Source organism: Geminicoccus sp., assembly GCF_035556675.1.
In the GTDB taxonomy this organism is placed as follows: Bacteria; Pseudomonadota; Alphaproteobacteria; order Geminicoccales; family Geminicoccaceae; genus Geminicoccus.
Genome location: NZ_DATMFZ010000289.1, coordinates 1 through 17,771, shown reverse-complemented (window position 1 = coordinate 17,771; position 17,771 = coordinate 1). Strand labels below are relative to the sequence as shown.

The following is a 17,771-nucleotide window of genomic DNA, read 5'->3' as shown; positions in this document are numbered from 1 at the left end:
GCCCTCACCCATGCCGCGGCCGGCGACGAGATCCTGAAGAACTCGTTCGCGAACTTCGCGTTCGAGAATTTCGAGGTCGCGAGCTACCGCGCGCTGATCAACATGGCGAGGCGTGGCGGCTTCAACATTGCCCTGCCCCTGCTGGAGCAGTCCCTCCAGGAAGAGCAGTCGATGGCCGCCTGGGTGGAGCAGCACCTGGACGCGGTGACCGACCGCTACCTGACGCTGGCCGGCTCCGGCGCCCAGGCGAGCCACTGACAGCCCGAGACCCGCCGGGCACACCGAATCCACGACCACAGGCAAGGAACGACGATGGCGACCAAGGAAAAGACCCTCGAAGATGCGTTCTACGAGACGCTGAAGGACGTGTTCTACGCCGAGAAGCAGTCGGTCCGGGCACTCGGCAAGGCCGCGCGCAACGCCCAGTCGCCGGAGCTGAAGCAGGTGCTGGAGCAGCACCGCGAGGAAAGCACCAACCAGGTCGAGCGGCTGACCCAGATCTTCGAGATCCTGGGCAAGGCGGCGCGCGGCAAGACCTGCGAGGCCGCCCAGGGGCTCACCGCCGAGATGGACGAGGACCTGGAGGATTTCGGCGGCACCCAGGCGGGCGACGCCGTCCTGATCGGCTGCGCCCAGGCGCTCGAGCATTACGAGATCGCCCGCTACGGCACCCTCAAGACCTGGGCCGGCCAGCTCGGCCTGACCGAGGCGGCCCAGCTGCTCGACCAGACCCTCCAGGAAGAGAAGAAGGCCGACGAGCTCCTGACCAAAGTCGCCGAGCAGGCCGCCAACCAGCAGGCCAAGGGCGAGGGCGGCAAGTCCTCGAGCCGCAAGTAAGCATACGAACCGGGGAGCGCCGGCCGCTCCCCGGATCCGGCCTCACCACGGCACGTAGTCGGGGAACAGTGCCTTGGTCAGCTTGAGGAACAGTTCCCCCGACTGGCTCTCGTCGTCCGCATCCAGGCGGTTGACGTTGATGACCACCACCGCCTTGAGCGGCGGCAGGTACCACATTTCCGAGCTGAAGCCGAAGATCGTGCCGTTGTGGCCGCAGAACGGCCCGAGCTTGGTGACACCCTCGCCGTAGCGGGCGAGCGGTGAGCCGCCGGTGAAGGCACGGGTGCGCAGGCGCGCGGCCTGGGTGGCAGGCTTGAGCAGGCGGCTGGCACCGCACACCTCCTTCGCCCAGATGTGCAGGTCGGTGAGGTTCGAGACGATCGCACCCGCTCCCCCGGCCGGTGCCGGGTTGAGCAGCGTCACGTCCACGAGCCGGCCGCTCCCCTCGTCCTGGCTGTAGCCGTGCAGCCGGCCATAGAGATAAGGCACCTGCGGGTAGAAGGAGTTGCGCATGCCGAGCGGGCGGAAGATCCGGTCGGCCAGCAGCCGGTCGATACGCCGGCCGGTGACCTTCTCCAGGATCTGCTCGAGCATCATGTAGTTCAGGTTGTTGTAGACCGTCGTCTCGTTGGGCGGCTGGAACTCGTCCGCGCGCCTGGCCGCGCGGGCGATCATGTCGCGTGGCGTGAGCGTGGTCAGCCGGTTGCGGTAGTATTCCTGCAGGAACGCATGGTCCGCGGAATCGGCCAGGCCGCTGCGCATCCGCAGGAGGTCATAGACCCGGATCCGCTCCGCACCGGGAAAGTCGGGAAACCATTTCGAGATCCGGTCCCACTTGCTGAGCCTGCCCTCGTCGGCGAGCTGCAGGATCGCGGTGGCGATCACCGTCTTGGTGATGCTGGCGATCCGGAACAGCTCGGTGGGCTCCCGCCGGCGGCCGCTGCGGAGGTCGGCCGTGCCGACGCTGGTGACGTAGCGGCCCTCGCCCGGAACCCACACGCCCAGCACCACGCTCGGCAGGTTCTTCGCCCGCATCTCCTCGGCGATGATCCGGTCGACCAGCTTCAGGTTTTCCCGGGAGAAGCGCTCCCCGGCTGCGGCCAGCCCCGGCCAGCACAGCAGCACGCCCATCGCCAGGAGCATGATGGCTCGACGGCTCATTGATCCTCTACCCCCGTCCGGCCCGTTCTACTGGGCCGTGCGCCGCTTCCGCTTGCGTTTTCCTGCAATGGAAGCACCATGGATGAATCGATAAAGCAAGTGCACCGATGGTGCGCACCAGACGACACATCGCACTCCTGTACAGTGCGCCAAAGCTCATCTGACTGGATCAGGAGTGGACTTCATGTTCGCACGAAGGACTTTGATCTCGGCTGCGCCTGCACTGGCGCTGGCCGGGATGGGTTTGACGGCCGGCAATGCCGCGGCCGCGGGCTTGGCCGACCACCCGGCGCTGCTTGCCGGGCTCAAGCAGTTCCTCCAGCTGCCCGGCGGCAAGGGCTACCAGATCGACGTCGGCGAGCATGGCCGGATCTTCCGCACCTCCTACAAGGGCGGCACGGTCCGCTTCGTCGGCAGCGCGGTGAAGACCTTCATCCTGACGAAGTTCCTCCAGGACGTGGAGGACGGGCTCCTCGACGAGAATACCCTGCTCCCCGTCGACGACCGGGTGCGCTCGCTGAGCAGCCCGGTGCTGATCGGGATGAGCGGCGAGATGCCGGCCCGCATGGCGCTGGAGGCGATGATCTCGCACAGCGACAACACCGCCACCGACATGGCGATGGCGCAGGTGACCCCGGCCCGGGTCCGCGCCCTGATCCGCGCGATCGGCCTGCGCAACACGGTCGTCCCCGATTCCACCCGTCGGCTGTTCTCCTACCTGGCCGGTGCGCCGGCGGGGGTCGACAAGGGCTGGGCTGGCATGGAGGAGATCATGGCCGGGCGGCTGTTCGGCGAGCCGCGCCATGCGATCAACCCGGTCGAATCGATGCTGAGCACGCCGAACGACTTCGTCGCCTACTATACCCGGGCACTCAACGGCCGGTACTTCAAGAAGCCCGCGACCCTCACCGAGTTCAAGCGGATCCAGGCCATGGCGGATGCGATCGCCATGGTCGTCCCGCCGGATCTGGCCGCCTATGCCAAGGGCGGCAGCATCGACTGGGGCACGTTCCACGCACTCTGCATCCCCGGCCAGATGATCCTGCCGCCACCGCGGCGCGGCCAGCCCAAGACGCCGGTGACCTTCTGCTTCGTGGTCAACTGGGAGGGACCGGACTCGACCATCCCGACCGTCACCGCCGAGTTCATCGCCGCCATTTCCAAGGTGCTCGCCGAGGTCGAGCGCAGGTTCGGCTGAACGCCATGCCGGGACGGATCGAGCCCGGACAGGCGCATGCCCGGCTGTTTATCAATTTCGCATCAGCAACGCTGATACGATGCTGATTCGCTGACGCCGCCGGCTGTCCGGCGGCCAAGCGCTTCCATCGCTTCCCCTGGCCAGAGCCAGTTTCGCCGAGATCGACTGGACGATCGGCGCATCGCGTAATCTGTTCTCAGGATCATCTGGTCGCGATTCCAGCGGCCGACCCATGGAAATCCATGGAATTCCGTGGTCATTCGGTGGTGCACTGTTCTTCTCGTGGTGCCGTCCGGCTAGGGTGAACGGTACGTTTCTTCGCCCATACTGGAAGCCGCCGCATGTCCATTTTCCACCGCCGTGCCCTCCTGGGCGGTCTGCCTGCGGCCGGCCTGCTGGCGGCATTGCCGGCCGCAGCGCAGGACCGCCCGGATCTGCGCGCGGCCATTGCCCGCTTCGTCGCCCTGGAAGGCAGCAAGAGCTTCCGGATCGATGTCGGCGAGAACGGCCGGATCTTCCGCCAGTCCTACAAGGCGGTCCGGCCGATGTTCATCGGCAGCGCCATCAAGACCTTCATCCTGACCCGCTACCTGCAGGAGGTGGAGCGCGGCACGCACACGCTGGACGAGCGCTTCGCGGTCGACGATCGGGTCCGCAGCCTGAGCAGCCCGGTGCTGGAGCTCGTGGATGGCCGGCTTCCCGCCCGCAGCGTGCTGGAGGCCATGATCGCGCACAGCGACAACACCGCCACTGACATTGCGTTCAAGGCGGTGGGTGCGGAGACGGTGCGCGCCTTCCTGCGCGAGCATCGCTATGCCTCCGTGCTCGTCCCGGATTCGACCCGGGTCATGTTCTCCTACCTGGCCGGCGCCCCGGACGGCGTCGACAAGGGCTGGAAGGGCATGCAGCAGATCATGGAAGACCGGTTCTTCGGCAAGCCCCGGCACGCGATCAACCCGGTCCAGTCGATGATGGCCACCGCCAATGACCTGGTGACCTATTACGGGCGCGCCCTGCGCGGCGACTATTTCACGAAGCCCGCCACGCTCACCGAGTTCCGCCGGATCCAGACCATGGCCAATGCCCTGGCACTGACCGTGCCGCCCGGCGTGGCCGCCTACGGCAAGGGCGGCAGCGTCGACTGGCAGGGCTTCCACGCCGTCTGCCTGCCCGGCCAGATGGTGCTGGGCCGCGCCGGCATTGCCCCGCTGCCGGTGACCTTCTGCTTCACCTACAACTGGGACGGTCCGGACGAGGGCGTGCCGGCCGCGATGGCGGCCTATGCCGGGAGCGTGACCGCCATCCTGGCCGAGATCACCCGCCTGTTCGGCTGACGTCCCGGCCAGCGCGGCGCCAAGCGAACCGGCGGGCGGCCACACGGCCCTTTCGCTGGGCGAGCCAAAGCGCTAGCGACGCCTCCGATCAAGGAGGCGTCGACGATCGTGACGGAAGGACGAGCCAGCCGGGTTGGACCGGCGGCAGCGGCGGCATTGCTGCGCGATCCCGAGGTGCTGCGCCTGTGGGGTGCCGGTGCGGTCATCCAGTGCGCGCGCTGGCTGGACATCCTGTCGTTCGGGGTGCTGGTCCTGGAATGGACGGCCTCGCCGCTCGCCGTGGCGCTGGTCCTGTTCGTCCGGATGCTGCCGCTCCTGCTGTTCGGCAGCATCGCCGGCACGCTGGCCGACCGGCTGGACCGGCGCAGGCTGCTGGTGATCGGCCTGTCCGCCATCTGCGTCCTGCTGGCGCTCGGCACCTGGTGGAGCAGCGACGGCGAGGCCCATCTGCCGCTGGCCTTCGGCCTGGCGATCGCGGGCGGCGTGCTGTGGTCCGGCGAACTGCCGATGCGGCGCGGCCTGCTGGCCGAGGCCGCCGGCATGGACCGGGTCGGCACGAGCATGGGCCTGGAACAGCTCACCAGCAACTTCACCCGGATGATCGGTCCGGCGACGGGCGGTGCCCTCGTGGCGACGCTCGGCTTCACCGGGGTGCTGGCCGCCGGCTTCATCCTGCACGGGCTGGCACTCCTCATGATCCTGGGTGTGAAGCCGTCGAGCCAGGCGCAGGCGAAGGCGACCGGGCCGATCCGGATCCTGGGCCCGCTGATGGAAGGCTGGCGCTATGTGCGCACCACGCCGATCCTGATCGGAACCGTCATGGTGACCGCCGCCATGAACCTCTGGGGCTTTCCCTACATGTCCCTGGTACCGGTGATCGCCCTGGAGGTCATGAAGCTGGGTCCGGTCGGCACCGGCCTGCTGGTCTCCGCGGAGGGTGCCGGCGCCTTCATCGGCTCGATCGCCATCACGCTGGCGGCACCCCCGCACTGGTTCCGGCGCATCTACAGCCTGGGCACGCTCCTGTTCCTGGCCGCGGTCGTGCTGTTCGGCTTCACCACCACGCCCTGGACCGCCGCGGCCTGCACGGCGCTCGCCGGGGTGGGCATGGCCTGTTTCGGCACCATGCAGATGGTGCTGATCCTCCAGGGTGCCGAATCGCATCTGCGCGGCCGGGCACTCGGCATCCTGGTGGGTGCGATGGGGCTGGCACCCTTCGGCTTTTTGCAGTTCGGGCTGGCGGCGAGCTGGCTGGATGGCAGCACCGCCGTCGTCCTGGTCGCCGGCATCGGCCTGGTGGCGGTGCTGGCCTGCACGCTCGCCTGGCCGACCCTCCTGCAGAACGGCCCGGTGACCCCGGTCAGGTCAATGTATCCGGAAGCACCGCCTCGCGCTTCGCGATGAACTCGTCCAGCGCCTCGACCACGCCCGGGTCGATCGGCGGCGGCTCGAAGGCGGCGAGCTTCCTGACCGCCGCCTCGACGCCGCGCGCCTCGGCCGTCTTTGCGCCCTCCAGCGACCATTGCTCGAAGCTGTTGTTGTCCATCAGCTCCGGCATGAAGAAGGCGGTCTGGAAATTGGCCTGGGTGTGCGCCGTGCCGAGGAAGTGCCCGCCCGGGCCCACGTCCCTGATGCTGGCCATCGCCTCGTCGAAATCGCCGAACTGCGGCCCCTGCGCGAACTTGTAGAGCATCTCCATCTGCTCGGCATCGAGGGCGAACTTGGCGAGCGACGCGCACAGGCCCGCCTCGGTCCAGCCGGCGGTGTGCATGATCAGGTGCGCACCGGCCAGCATGATCGGGAACATGTTGAAGGCGCTCTCGTAGCCCGCCTGGGCATCGGTCACCTTCGAGCCGGTCAGCATGCCCGACGAGCGGAACGGCACGCCGTATTTGCGCGCGAGCTGGCCGATCATCAGGTTCATCAGCGCCAACTCGGAGGTGCCGGCCATCGGCGCCCCGGACTTCATCGAGACCGCCGCCAGGAAATGGCCATAGACCATCGGGCAGCCAGGGCGGACCAGCTGGGTGAAGGCCAGGGCCGAGATCGCCTCGGCGTTCAGCTCGGCCACGGTCGCCACTGCCGAGGCGGGCGTGTTGGCGCCGGCCAGGGTGAACGGCGCGCAGATCACCGGCTGGCCGGCCCGGGCATAGACCTTGAGCGCTCCCAGCATGGTCTCGTCCCAGACCAGTGGCGAGTTGCAGTTGGCGAGCGACACCATCACCGGATGGTCGGGCAGGAAATTCTCGCCGAACAGGATCTTCGCCATCTCGACCGCATCCTGGGCGCGTTCCGGTGCGGTCACCGGGCCCATGAACGACTTATCACTGTTCGTGATGAGCGAGCGGACGATGTGCAGATGCCGCTTGGACACCGGGATGTCGGTGGGCTCGCAGATCACCAGCCCGGTGTTGTGGATGGCCGGGCTCATATAGGCCAGCCGGTGGAAGCGCTCGAGATCCGCCATCGTGCCGTAGCGGCGGACATCGTCCTCCATGCGCACGAACGGCGAGCCGTAGGTGGGCAGGAAGATCACGTTGTTGCCGCCGACCGTCACCGAGCGCTCGGCATTGCGCGCGGTGAGCGTGAACTGGCCCGGCACCTTCGCCAGAAGCGACATCAGCAGTTCGCGCGGAATGTGGACCCGCCAGCCCTGCACGTCCGCACCGGCATCCTTCCAAAGCGCCAGCGCCTCGGCGTCACGGAAGTCGATGCCGATCTCTTCCAGGATCCGGCAGGAGCCGTCGTGGATCAGTTCCAGGCCCTCGTCGTTGAGGACCTCGTAGAGAGGGGTCCGCCGCTTGAGCGTCGGCAGACTGGTGACCCGCATCGACATGCGCTCGGCGCGCCTGGCACTCCGGCCGCCCCGCCTGCCTTCCGCCATCGTGCTCACGACCCGCCTCCTCCGGACGACCGACGCAGCGGACAGTAGGACAGCCGCAAGCGCTTGGCTTGTCCCACCTGCGCCAGCCAATTGACCCACTCCGACAAGACGGCGATCACGACCGCACTTGCGGCCACTGGGCTCAAGGGTCCAAGGGAAACGCCTCGGGTGCAGGGCGGGGCTTGGCATGGACGCAGGCAGGGTGGTGATCGTCGGCGGCGGCGCGATCGGATCGGCGGTCGCGGCCTTCCTGCGCCGGATCGAGCCTGAGCGCGAGGTCGTGGTGGTCGAGCGCGATCCCACCTACCGGGAGGCCTCCTCGGCCCTGTCCGCCTCCTCGATCCGCCGCCAGTTCTCCCAGCCGGTCAACATGGCGATCGGCGCCTTCGGCTATGCCTTCCTGAAGGCGGCCCATCGCCACCTGGCCGTGGATGGCGAGTTGCCGGAGATCGGCCTGCGCGATGGCGGCTATCTGTTCCTGGCACCGCCGGCCGCCGAGCCCGCCATGCGCGCGGTGCACGCGCTGCAGCGGGCGGAAGGCGTCCAGGTGGCGCTGCTCGAGCCCGAAGCCCTGCGCGCACGGTTCCCCTGGCTGTCCACCGAAGGCATCGCGCTCGGTTCGCTGGGCCTCGCCGAGGAGGGCTGGTTCGACGGCTACGGCCTGCTCCAGGCCTTCCGCAGGCGGGCCATCGCCGATGGCGCCCGCTTCCTGCATGGCGAGGTCCAGGATTTCGTCCGGGACGGCGAGCGGGTCGGCGCCGCCCTGCTCGGCGACGGCAGCACGATCCCCTGCGACGCCCTGGTGGTGGCATCCGGCCCCTGGTCCGGGCAGGTCGGCCTGAAGCTCGGCATCGACATCCCCGTGCGCGGCCGGCGGCGCTCGGTGTTCGTGCTGGACACGCCCGAGCCCCTCGAGCCCTGCCCGCTCCTGATCGACCCGTCCGGCTTCTGGCTCCGCCCGGAGGGCCGCTACTACCTGTCCGGCATGTCGCCGCTGGCCGGCGAGCCGGATCCGGACGACCTGCCGCTCGAGGTCGACCATGACAGCTTCGAGGAAAAGCTCTGGCCGGCCCTGGCCGAACGGATCCCGAGCCTGGAGCGGCTGAAGGTCATGAGTTCCTGGGCCGGCTACTACGAGATGAACACGGTCGACCATAACGGCCTGGTCGGCCGGTGGCCGGGCTTCACGAACCTGTATGCCGCCACCGGCTTTTCGGGCCACGGCATCCAGCAGGCACCCGCAGTCGGCCGCGGCTTGGCCGAGCTCATCGTCCATGGCTCTTACCAGAGCCTGGACCTGTCGGATCTCTCGCCCACCCGCCTGGCGGAGAACCGCCCGCTGGTGGAGCAGGCGGTGATCTGAGCATGGGGCCACCCTAGATAACCAGGCAACGAAGCCAGCGGGAGGATGGCGGTGACCAGCTTCAGGCTCGACCGCATTCTGGAGACGGTGCTCTATGCCGACGACCTCGAGGCGGCGGAGCATTTCTATCGCGACGTGCTGGGTCTGCAGGTCGACAGCCGCAAGGACGGCGTCTTCGTGTTCTTCCGCCTGCAGGACGCCATGCTGCTCCTGTTCCGGGCCGAGGCGGCCCGCGCCAACGACGTGTTGCCGGCCCATGGCGCGGCCGGATCCGGCCATGCCTGCTTCGCCGTACCGGAACGGGAACTGGATGGCTGGAAAGAGCGGCTGGAGCGCCAGGGCGTGCGGATCGAGCACGAGCAGGCCTGGCCGCGCGGCAGCCGCTCCTTCTATTTCCGCGACCCGGCCGGCAACAGCCTGGAGATCGCCAGCCCGCTCATCTGGGGCATGGCCGATCTGCGTGGCCCGGATGCCACAGCCGGCACCGAACCCGACCCTCCACAGCCTGTGGACAACCGCCCATGACGATTGAGCGTGCCATCAGCGGCACTCAGCCGGATCAGGGCGCCTCGCCATGCAGCTAGGCCTGGTGCTGGATCGCGACCGCGGGCCGGCCCGGCTGGGCTTTGCCGGCGACTTCGCCTGCGCCTGGTGCCGCCTGGCCTGGCACCGGCTGCGCCAGGTGACGGCACCCAGGGGCATCGGCCTGTGCTGGCTGCCCTTCCAGATCGACCCGACCCTGCCGCCGCGCGGCACCGGCTACCGGGCCTGGCTGACCCGCCGCCATGGCGGTGCCGTCGCGGCCGAGGCCGGCCTGCAGCGGATCCGCGCCGCCGCGGCGGCCGAGCAGATCCCGTTCGACCTGGCAGCGATCCGGCTCCAGCCGAACACCAGCGCCGCGCACCGGCTGGTGGCGGCCGCGGCCCGCAGCGGCCGCGGCACCGTCGTGGTCGACCGGATCTTCCAGGCCTTCTTCAGCGAAGGCCGCGACATCGGCGATCCGGACGTGCTGGACAAGATCGCGGCCGAGGCCGGGGTGCCGGCCGACGGCGGTGAATTGCCGGTCATCCCCTTGCCGGTCTCGGCGGTGGGAGCCGTGCCGGTGATCCTGGACCGCCATGGCGACGCGCTGGTGGGCTGCCAGCCGATCGAGAGCATCGCCGTGTTCGCCGATCTGGCGCTCGGCCGGGCAGCCCTGGCACCGGCATCTCCCGCCCGCCCCCTGTCCGGCTGCGCCTGACGGTTCTTCGCTCAGGCGGTCCGAGAAAGGATCGTCATGGTCCGGCAGCACTGCCAGCATGTCATGCTTGTAGTATTCCCTCCCGACACAGTCCACATCGAACAGGCCGACCGAATTGCTTTGCGCCTCGAGCCATTTGTTCATTCGGGCAACCATGTCATTGTCGCCACGAACAGTCTGGCACCGCCGATCGGATGACGCAGTGAGCTCGTCGAAGACTTCTGGCTATGCCAGTTTACTAAGAGTTCCTATCAAGACGAAACTTGGTGGTCCGGCGGCTGTTGGCCGGCATGATTGCACGGCTGGTTTCCGATGAGCTGTGGCAGGCCGTTGCGCCTCTGCTGCCGCCTGAGCGCACCTCGGCCCGGTTCAGCCGGTTCCGCAGGCTCACCGTCCGCTACGAGCGGCGCCTCGACATCGTCACCGGCTTCCACCTGCTCGCTGCCAGCCTGATCCGCCTCAAGTTCCTCAAATGATGGCTCAGTTGGAAACTCTAAATCTTCGGAATAGCGGAATGTTGCCGCTGCATGCGGCAGCACGGACGAGGAACCGGCCGCAATCCTTGCAGATTTCCTGCAGCGTCGGCTCAGCAGCTCGGTCATCAACTACTTCCTAAGAATCTATCTAATCCTCTATCCCAGTATGGTTGTTGTCCAAATCGGTCGGCGAGCCAGTCGACGAAGACCCTCACCTTCGGCGCCAGCTCGCGCGAACTTGGGTAGAGTGCCCAAAGTGTCTGTGTCGAGACGGGGGTGTACTCGGGAAGAGCCGGTACGAGGGCACCAGATCTCAGCTCGTCCGCGGCGCACCAAGTCGCCATCAGCGCGATTCCCAGTCCCGCACAGGCCGCGTCGCGCACGGCAGTTCCGTCGTTGATCCGAAGGTGCGGCGTGATACGCCGCTCGATCAGCTCCCCGCCCTTGCCTCGAAACGTCCAGAGATCGAGCGTACCGACGACGAGGCAGGCATGGTCGGCGAGGTCGTCAGGCGTGTTCGGCCGCCCGCGCCGCTCGATGTACGCGGGCGATGCAACCAGCACCCGTTGATCTGGAGCGAGCCGCCGCGCGACGAAGGACGAGTCGCTGAGCTCGGCATAGCGAACCGCTACATCGAAGGCGCCTTCGACGAGATCGACAATGCTGTCGGAGATGCGCAGGTCCAGGGCCAGATCGGGATAATGGCCGCAGAAGTCAGGCAGGCCCGGTACGATATGCAGGCGCGCGAACGAAGCCGGAGCCGCTACCCGTAGGGTGCCGCGCGGCGCGGCCTGCTCCCGCCCGAGCGCCGCTCGGGCATATTCCGCTGCGAGTACGACCTGCTCTGCATGCGGCAGGAAGGCGAGGCCGTCCTCGGTCAAGGTCGCCTGCCGCGTCGTTCGGTGCAGAAGCCTGGCCCCGAGCTTTCTCTCGAGCGCCGCCAGTCTGGCGCTCGCGCCTGCCGGAGTGAAGCCCAGATCGCGGGCAGCAGAGCTGATGCTCCGAAGCTGAGCGATGCGCACGAACAGATGCAAGTCGTCGATGTTCATCGCATCGCTTTCAACGGCTCCTTGAAACTGATCCTAGAGCTGAGCCGCTACCAACGGCAATCGTCAGAAGTCAGTTAGGTACAGAGATCGGCAACGGGTCGGTCAGCCAATCAGCCGGCCCTGGCTTCGGGCAAGTCACCACGGGTCATCGAGCCCGCCTATGCCGCTGGAACCCGAAAGGAGATCTGTATGACCAAGACCATGAAGGCAGTCGTCCTCACCCGCTTCGGCGGTCCGGATGCGTTCGAGCTGCGCGAGGTGCCGGTGCCGGAGGTCGGTTCACGCCAGGTGCGGGTGCGTGTGCACGCCACTGCCGTCAATCCGCTCGATTACCAGATCCGCCGCGGCGACTACACGGATTACGTGCCGCTGCCCGCCATTATCGGCCATGACATCTCGGGTGTCGTCGAGGAGGTCGGATCCGAGGTCGACGAGTTCGCTGCGGGCGACGAGGTCTACTACACGCCAAAGATCTTCGGTGGCGCCGGCTCATATGCCGAGCAGCATGTTGCCGACGTCGACCTCGTCGGCCGCAAGCCCCGGAACCTCACCCATCTCGAGGCCGCGAGCTTGACGCTCGTCGGCGGCACGATCTGGGAGGCGTTCGTCCAACGCGCACAGTTGAGCCTCGGCGAGACGGTCCTCATCCACGGCGGGGCCGGCGGTGTGGGTACGATCGCGGTCCAGTTCGCCAAGGCGATCGGCGCGCGGGTGATCACGACGGCGCGCGCCCGCGACCACGACTTCGTGCGCTCGCTCGGGGCCGACGACGCGATCGACTTCACCGCTGAGGACTATGTGGAAGGTGTCTCCCGGCTGACCGGGGGAGCGGGCGTCAACGTCGTCTTCGACACCATTGGCGGGGACGCGCTCACCAGAAGTCCCCTGGCCCTTGCCGCCTTCGGGCGTGTCGTCAGTCTCGTCGACATCGCCCAGCCGCAGAACCTCGTCGAGGCCTGGGGGAAGAACGCTGCGTACCACTTCGTGTTCACCCGCCAGAACCGCGGCAAGCTCGATGGGCTCACACGTCTGGTCGAGCGTGGGCTGGTGAAGCCTGTGATCGGAGCGACGCTACCGCTGGCACGGATGGGGGAGGCGCACGACCTTCTGGAGAACGGCACCGCGCGGGGTCTGCGCGGCAAGGTCGCGATCGACGTGGCGGGCGAGGCGCTTGCCTTGCCCTTCATCGAGCAGGCCGCCTGACACACAGCAGGGCTAACCGGCAGCTTCCAGCGCTGGTGGCCCCTCGTTCCACTCGGCAAGACCGCGATGGGCTCCAGGTCAGGCCGTACCGGCCTCTACGGCGTCCAGGCCTCGTAGTCGCCGGTGGCCCGGTCGCGCTGGCCGCGGCCGCGCTCGCTGCCGGGCGGGACATAGGCATAGGGCGTGCCGGTCAGGTTCGGCAGGGCCGGCTTCTCCCAGGGCTTGACCTGGAGCGGCGCCACGGTGGGCGGGTGCTCGAAGCGCTTGTGCAGCCAGCCGCTCCAGCCGGGCGGCACCAGGGTCGGCTCCGGCTCGACGCCGTCCGGATAGACCACCCAGCGCCGCTCGGCCCGCCAGTCCTGCGCGTTCAGGCCCTTCTCCCGACTGCGGTAGTAGCGATTGCCCAACTCGTCCTGACCGACCAGCTCGCCCCGGAATCGGGTCGTGAGCCAGGTCCCCAGGGCGTTGAAGCTCAGCCACTTCAGCAAGGTCGCACTCCGCGGAAAATCGGAGCCCCCGGGATGGACGGGCTCCGGCCGTGCCGGTATCCGGCGGGACATGTGCTGCCACGGACGGCAAATGTCCAGATCCCCGGTTCCGGCAATTCCCTTCGGACGATATTCCTGTGGATTGAGCGAGAAGACTGATGCCGCCTGATTTGAGCGGAGATTGATCGCCGTATCCAGGGAACCCTGATCAGTCTCGCCAACTCTTCGCATCAATCCCCTGCCCCATCGCCTGATCGCGACTCGAATCGGGTGCTGATGCGGCACTGGATGACGTTGCCGACGGACGCCAAATGGACTATATCTAGGGGCAAGACGCGTAAATGCCCCTACGTCTGGGGTTCCGGATCGCAGCAAGGCGCTGCCAGCGTGACGAAAGCGCTACGGAATCCAGGCGATGTCGCGCAGAACGCAAATTTCTTGTGGATGAATTACGACTGCCGATTGAGAGAACGTCCTGCGGGCCGTAGGATCGGCAGACGATCAGGAACCATTGAGCACCGTCAGTGACGGCTGATGCCGCCCTGCCCTTCTGGTCAGGGAAGCGACGGTGCACGTCCTGTGGATAAGCCTGGATGAGATCGGGCTTGCCGCAGGAACAGAGCAGGAACACTCTCGCTGGTGCGAGAACAGCGACCGGGAGAACGGAACATGCGGATCGAACGCTCTTTCACCGAGGCTGGCCAGGACCCGTATGCCCGGATCGAATGGCGTTCCGCGGTGTCGGAGATCCGCAACCCCGACGGCTCGGTGGTGTTCCGCCTGGACGACGCCGAGGTGCCGGCTGCCTGGTCGCAGGTCGCCGTCGACGTGCTCGCCCAGAAATATTTCCGCAAGGCTGGCGTGCCGGCCAGGCTGGTGACCGCCAAGGAGAAGGGCGTCCCGGCCTGGCTGCAGCGCCACCTCCCCGACCCGTCGCTGGCCGAGCTGCCCGCGCACGAGCGCACGGTCGGCGAGCATTCCGCCAAGCAGGTGTTCGACCGGCTGGCCGGCACCTGGACCTATTGGGGCTGGAAGGGCGGCTATTTCGATGGGGAGGAGGACGCCCGCGCCTTCTTCGACGAGCTGCGCTTCATGCTGGCCAATCAGATGGCCGCCCCCAACTCGCCGCAATGGTTCAACACCGGCCTGCACTGGGCCTATGGCATCGACGGCCCGGCCCAGGGCCATTTCTGGGTCGACCACAAGACCGGCCAGGTCTCGGCCTCGTCGTCCGCCTATGAGCGGCCGCAGCCCCATGCCTGCTTCATCCAGTCGATCAACGACGACCTGGTGAACGAGGGTGGCATCATGGATCTGTGGATCCGCGAGGCGCGCCTGTTCAAGTACGGCTCCGGCACCGGCACCAACTTCTCCCGCCTGCGCGGCGTCAACGAGCCCTTGTCCGGCGGCGGCAAGTCGTCCGGCCTGATGAGCTTCCTCAAGATCGGCGACCGCGCGGCCGGCGCCATCAAGTCCGGCGGCACCACGCGCCGCGCCGCCAAGATGGTCACGGTCGACGTCGACCATCCCGACATCGAAGAATACGTGATGTGGAAGGTGGTCGAGGAGCAGAAGGTGGCCGCCCTGGTCGCCGGCTCGCAGCTCCTGCGCACCCACGTCCAGGCGATCCTGTCCGCCTGCCACGACGAGAGCTTCGCCGGCAAGGACCGGTTCGACCCGCACGAGAACCCGGCCCTGCGCAAGGCCGTGCGCGACGCCAAGAAGGCGGCGCTGCCGCCCGGTGCCATGCAGCAGGCGATCCTGTTCGCCCGCCAGGGCTTCCGCCAGATCGACGTGCCGACCTATCGCGCCGACTGGGACAGCGAGGCCTATGTCACGGTCTCGGGCCAGAACTCCAACAACTCGGTGCGGGTCACCGACGAGTTCCTGGCCAAGGTCCAGGCGGGTGCGGAGTGGCCGCTGACCCGCCGCACCGACGGCAAGGTCAAGAAGACCGTCCAGGCCAAGGACCTCTGGGACAAGATCAGCCTGGCCGCCTGGGCCTCGGCCGATCCCGGCATCCAGTACGACACCACCATCAACGACTGGCACACCTGTCCGGCCAGCGGACGGATCAACGCGTCCAACCCCTGCTCCGAGTACATGTTCCTGGACGACACCGCCTGCAACCTGGCGTCCTTGAACCTGATGACCTTCAAGCAGGCCGACGGCACGTTCGACGTGGCCGGCTTCCGCCACGCCGTGCGCCTGTGGACGATCGTCCTCGAGATCTCCGTGATGATGGCGCAGTTCCCCTCGCGGACCATCGCCGAGCTGTCCTGGAAGTTCCGCACCCTGGGCCTGGGCTTCGCCAATCTCGGCGGCCTGCTCATGGCGTCCGGCTTCTCCTATGACAGCCCCGAGGGCCGGGCGCTCTGCGGCGCCATCACCGCACTCATGACCGGCGAGGCCTATCTGGTCTCGGCCGAGATGGCCAAGGAGCAGGGCCCGTTCCCGGGCTACCCGGAGAACCGCGACGCCACGCTGCGCGTCCTGCGCAACCACCAGGCCGCCGCCTGGTCCAAGGCCAGCGGCTACGAGGACCTGCACATCAACCCGGTCCCGCTGGACGCCGCGTCCTGCCCGCAGCCTTTGATCGTGGAAGCCGCCCGCGCCGCCTGGGACAAGGCCGTCGCCACCGCCACCGAGGCCGGCGTGCGCAACGCCCAGGTCTCGGTGATCGCCCCCACCGGCACGATCGGCCTGGTGATGGACTGCGACACCACCGGCATCGAGCCGGACTTTGCTCTCGTGAAGTTCAAGAAGCTGGCCGGCGGCGGCTACTTCAAGATCATCAACCGCATGGCACCGGAAGCCCTGAAGACGCTCGGCTACACGCCTGAGCAGATCGAGGACATCATCCGCTACGCGGTGGGCCACGGCACGCTCAAGGGCTCGCCCGCGATCAACCACGAGACCCTGGCCGCGCGCGGCTTCACCCCCGACGTGCTGACGAAGCTCGAGCAGGCCCTGCCGTCCGCCTTCGACATCCGCTACGTGTTCAACAAGTTCACGCTGGGCGAGGCCTTCTGCAAGGAGGTGCTGAAGCTCACCGACGAGCAGCTGAACGACTTCAAGTTCGACATGTTCAAGGCGCTGGGCTTCAACCGCGACGAGGTCGAGGCCGCCAACACCTTCGTCTGCGGTGCCATGACCGTGGAGGGTGCCCCGCACCTGCAGGACCAGCACCTGCCGGTGTTCGACTGCGCCAACCCGTGCGGCCGCAAGGGCAAGCGCTACCTCTCCACCGAGAGCCACATCCGGATGATGGCGGCCGCCCAGCCCTTCATCTCCGGTGCGATCTCCAAGACCATCAACATGCCGGCCACCGCCTCGGTGGAGGACTGCTCGGACGCTTATCTCCTCGGCTGGCGCCTCGGCCTCAAGGCCCTGGCCCTCTACCGCGACGGCTCCAAGCTCTCCCAGCCGCTCTCCTCGATCGCCCTCGACGACATCGAGGACGACGAGGACGAGCACGCCCCCATCCCGCAGCGCGTGGTCAACGTCGTCGAGAAGATCGTCGAGCGCCACGTGGCCGGCCGCAAGAAGCTGCCCACCCGCCGCAAGGGCTACACCCAGAAGGCGGTGGTCGGCGGCCACAAGGTCTATCTGCGCACCGGCGAGTACGAGGACGGCAAGCTCGGCGAGATCTTCATCGACATGCACAAGGAAGGTGCTGCCTTCCGGAGCCTGATGAACAGCTTCGCCATCGCCGTCTCGATCGGCCTGCAGTACGGCGTGCCGCTGGAGGAGCTGGTGGAGGCCTTCAGCTTCACCCGCTTCGACCCGTCGGGCCCCGTCCAGGGCAACGACACGATCAAGATGGCGACCTCGGTCCTCGACTACATCTTCCGCGAGCTCGCCATCTCCTATCTCGACCGCACCGATCTCGCCTCGGTCGACCCCGCCGACCTGCGCCACGACGCGATCGGCAAGGGCACCAAGGAAGGCGAGCTGGTCGACGAGGAGGAAGAGGTCAAGAAGTACGCCAGCGTCGGCTTCGTCCGCGGCAACCTGCGCCTGCTCGCCGGCGGTAACGGCAACGGCCACCACCACGGCAACGGCAACGGCAACGGCGGCACCACCCCCGCCCCCACCGCCTACGCCGACAGCCGTGCCGGCGACACCGCCGTCCTGGAACGCCCGAAGACCACCGCCGCCGACCCCGCCCGCCAGGCCGAGGCCGAGCGGATCCAGAAGGCGCAGATGGCGCGGCTGAAGGGCTACGAGGGCGACCCCTGCCCGAGCTGCGGCCACTTCACGCTGGTGCGCAACGGCACCTGCCTGAAGTGCGACACCTGCGGGTCGACGACGGGCTGCAGCTGATATCGACAATAGCGTGTGGCGCTCCCTGGAAGGGGAGCGCCGGCCTATAGATATGGATAAGGAGGCTGCATTGTCAGTTCTCGGATTCGATGTTGAGCGCGCTCGCATTCATATTTGTATACTGAGTGGTAGCCGCAGCAGCCCTACTTTCATTGCCCACGAATGCAGAAACTTCTCCTCCAAAACCTGCGTTCCCGAACTAATGAATTTCT

General features: G+C 67.5%; 14 protein-coding genes and 1 pseudogene. 11 read left to right on the top strand and 4 right to left on the bottom strand.

Annotated features, from left to right (window positions below; all coding sequences use genetic code 11):
- Together VNS22_RS19980 and VNS22_RS19975 are read left to right on the top strand one after the other, a co-directional pair.
- Positions 1-258: DUF892 family protein (locus tag VNS22_RS19980; RefSeq protein ID WP_325735544.1), on the top strand; the 258-nt coding region annotated here is incomplete at its 5' end.
- Between the two features lie 54 nt (positions 259-312).
- A complete protein-coding gene (locus VNS22_RS19975; protein ID WP_325735541.1) occupies positions 313-837 on the top strand; it encodes a ferritin-like domain-containing protein in 525 nt (174 codons plus the stop codon).
- A 42-nt stretch (positions 838-879) separates the two neighbouring features.
- Here VNS22_RS19975 and VNS22_RS19970 read toward each other — a convergent pair whose 3' ends face one another.
- Positions 880-1,998 carry a serine hydrolase domain-containing protein gene (locus VNS22_RS19970; RefSeq protein WP_325735539.1) on the bottom strand — a complete coding sequence of 373 codons (1,119 nt, stop codon included), beginning with the start codon at positions 1,996-1,998 and terminating at the stop codon, positions 880-882.
- A gap of 184 nt (positions 1,999-2,182) precedes the next feature.
- On the opposite strand from VNS22_RS19970, the gene VNS22_RS19965 reads away from it, so the two are divergent.
- The 3 genes from VNS22_RS19965 to VNS22_RS19955 all read left to right on the top strand — a co-directional run bounded on the left by VNS22_RS19965 (position 2,183) and on the right by VNS22_RS19955 (position 5,934).
- On the top strand, positions 2,183-3,196 hold the full coding sequence (locus VNS22_RS19965) for a serine hydrolase (protein WP_325735537.1): 1,014 nt from the start codon (positions 2,183-2,185) through the stop codon (positions 3,194-3,196).
- Between the two features lie 341 nt (positions 3,197-3,537).
- Complete coding sequence (locus VNS22_RS19960; RefSeq protein WP_325735535.1) at positions 3,538-4,530, top strand: serine hydrolase; 993 nt, start codon at positions 3,538-3,540, stop codon at positions 4,528-4,530.
- Between the two features lie 108 nt (positions 4,531-4,638).
- A complete protein-coding gene (locus VNS22_RS19955) occupies positions 4,639-5,934 on the top strand; it encodes an MFS transporter (protein ID WP_325735534.1) in 1,296 nt (431 codons plus the stop codon).
- On the opposite strand, the gene VNS22_RS19950 is transcribed toward VNS22_RS19955, so the two are convergent.
- Entirely contained in the window at positions 5,891-7,414 is a 1,524-nt protein-coding gene (locus tag VNS22_RS19950; protein WP_325735546.1) for a trimethylamine methyltransferase family protein, read from the bottom strand. The genes VNS22_RS19955 and VNS22_RS19950 overlap by 44 nt on opposite strands.
- 187 nt (positions 7,415-7,601) lie before the next feature.
- On the opposite strand from VNS22_RS19950, the gene VNS22_RS19945 reads away from it, so the two are divergent.
- The 4 genes and pseudogenes from VNS22_RS19945 to VNS22_RS19930 all read left to right on the top strand — a co-directional run.
- Entirely contained in the window at positions 7,602-8,777 is a 1,176-nt protein-coding gene (locus tag VNS22_RS19945; RefSeq protein WP_325735532.1) for an FAD-binding oxidoreductase, read from the top strand.
- Between the two features lie 51 nt (positions 8,778-8,828).
- On the top strand, positions 8,829-9,302 hold the full coding sequence (locus tag VNS22_RS19940) for a VOC family protein (protein WP_325735530.1): 474 nt from the start codon (positions 8,829-8,831) through the stop codon (positions 9,300-9,302).
- A 49-nt stretch (positions 9,303-9,351) separates the two neighbouring features.
- Positions 9,352-10,017, top strand: coding sequence for a DsbA family protein (locus tag VNS22_RS19935; protein WP_325735528.1), 666 nt, complete (start codon positions 9,352-9,354; stop codon positions 10,015-10,017).
- A gap of 350 nt (positions 10,018-10,367) precedes the next feature.
- Positions 10,368-10,493 (top strand): annotated as a pseudogene (locus VNS22_RS19930) (IS5/IS1182 family transposase); the annotation flags it as partial.
- A gap of 125 nt (positions 10,494-10,618) precedes the next feature.
- Here the strand turns inward: VNS22_RS19930 and VNS22_RS19925 are convergent.
- Positions 10,619-11,542: a LysR family transcriptional regulator gene (locus VNS22_RS19925; RefSeq protein WP_325735526.1), complete on the bottom strand. Its 924-nt coding sequence runs from the start codon at positions 11,540-11,542 to the stop codon at positions 10,619-10,621.
- 189 nt (positions 11,543-11,731) lie between these two features.
- On the opposite strand from VNS22_RS19925, the gene VNS22_RS19920 reads away from it, so the two are divergent.
- Positions 11,732-12,745: a zinc-dependent alcohol dehydrogenase family protein gene (locus VNS22_RS19920; RefSeq protein WP_325735525.1), complete on the top strand. Its 1,014-nt coding sequence runs from the start codon at positions 11,732-11,734 to the stop codon at positions 12,743-12,745.
- Positions 12,746-12,840: 95 nt separating this feature from the next.
- Here the strand turns inward: VNS22_RS19920 and VNS22_RS19915 are convergent, their stop codons facing one another.
- Positions 12,841-13,233 (bottom strand): NADH:ubiquinone oxidoreductase subunit NDUFA12, encoded by a 393-nt coding sequence (locus tag VNS22_RS19915; RefSeq protein WP_235031177.1) that lies wholly within the window; start codon positions 13,231-13,233, stop codon positions 12,841-12,843.
- Between the two features lie 669 nt (positions 13,234-13,902).
- Between VNS22_RS19915 and VNS22_RS19910 the strand changes: the two genes are divergently transcribed.
- The gene (locus VNS22_RS19910; RefSeq protein WP_325735521.1) at positions 13,903-17,559 is read left to right on the top strand and encodes a vitamin B12-dependent ribonucleotide reductase; all 3,657 of its coding nucleotides are present in this window, start codon (positions 13,903-13,905) and stop codon (positions 17,557-17,559) included.
- Positions 17,560-17,771 lie beyond the last annotated feature (212 nt).

Excerpts from the sequence above, each read along its gene's own strand:
- VNS22_RS19965 (WP_325735537.1), top strand. The coding sequence starts at position 2,183 with ATGTTCGCACGAAGGACTTTGATCTCGGCTGCGCCTGCACTGGCGCTG.
- VNS22_RS19960 (WP_325735535.1), top strand. The coding sequence starts at position 3,538 with ATGTCCATTTTCCACCGCCGTGCCCTCCTGGGCGGTCTGCCTGCGGCC.
- VNS22_RS19950 (WP_325735546.1), bottom strand. The coding sequence starts at position 7,414 with ATGGCGGAAGGCAGGCGGGGCGGCCGGAGTGCCAGGCGCGCCGAGCGC.
- VNS22_RS19975 (WP_325735541.1), top strand. The coding sequence starts at position 313 with ATGGCGACCAAGGAAAAGACCCTCGAAGATGCGTTCTACGAGACGCTG.
- VNS22_RS19935 (WP_325735528.1), top strand. The coding sequence starts at position 9,352 with ATGCAGCTAGGCCTGGTGCTGGATCGCGACCGCGGGCCGGCCCGGCTG.
- VNS22_RS19970 (WP_325735539.1), bottom strand. The coding sequence starts at position 1,998 with ATGAGCCGTCGAGCCATCATGCTCCTGGCGATGGGCGTGCTGCTGTGC.
- VNS22_RS19945 (WP_325735532.1), top strand. The coding sequence starts at position 7,602 with ATGGACGCAGGCAGGGTGGTGATCGTCGGCGGCGGCGCGATCGGATCG.
- VNS22_RS19925 (WP_325735526.1), bottom strand. The coding sequence starts at position 11,542 with ATGAACATCGACGACTTGCATCTGTTCGTGCGCATCGCTCAGCTTCGG.
- VNS22_RS19910 (WP_325735521.1), top strand. The coding sequence starts at position 13,903 with ATGCGGATCGAACGCTCTTTCACCGAGGCTGGCCAGGACCCGTATGCC.
- VNS22_RS19920 (WP_325735525.1), top strand. The coding sequence starts at position 11,732 with ATGACCAAGACCATGAAGGCAGTCGTCCTCACCCGCTTCGGCGGTCCG.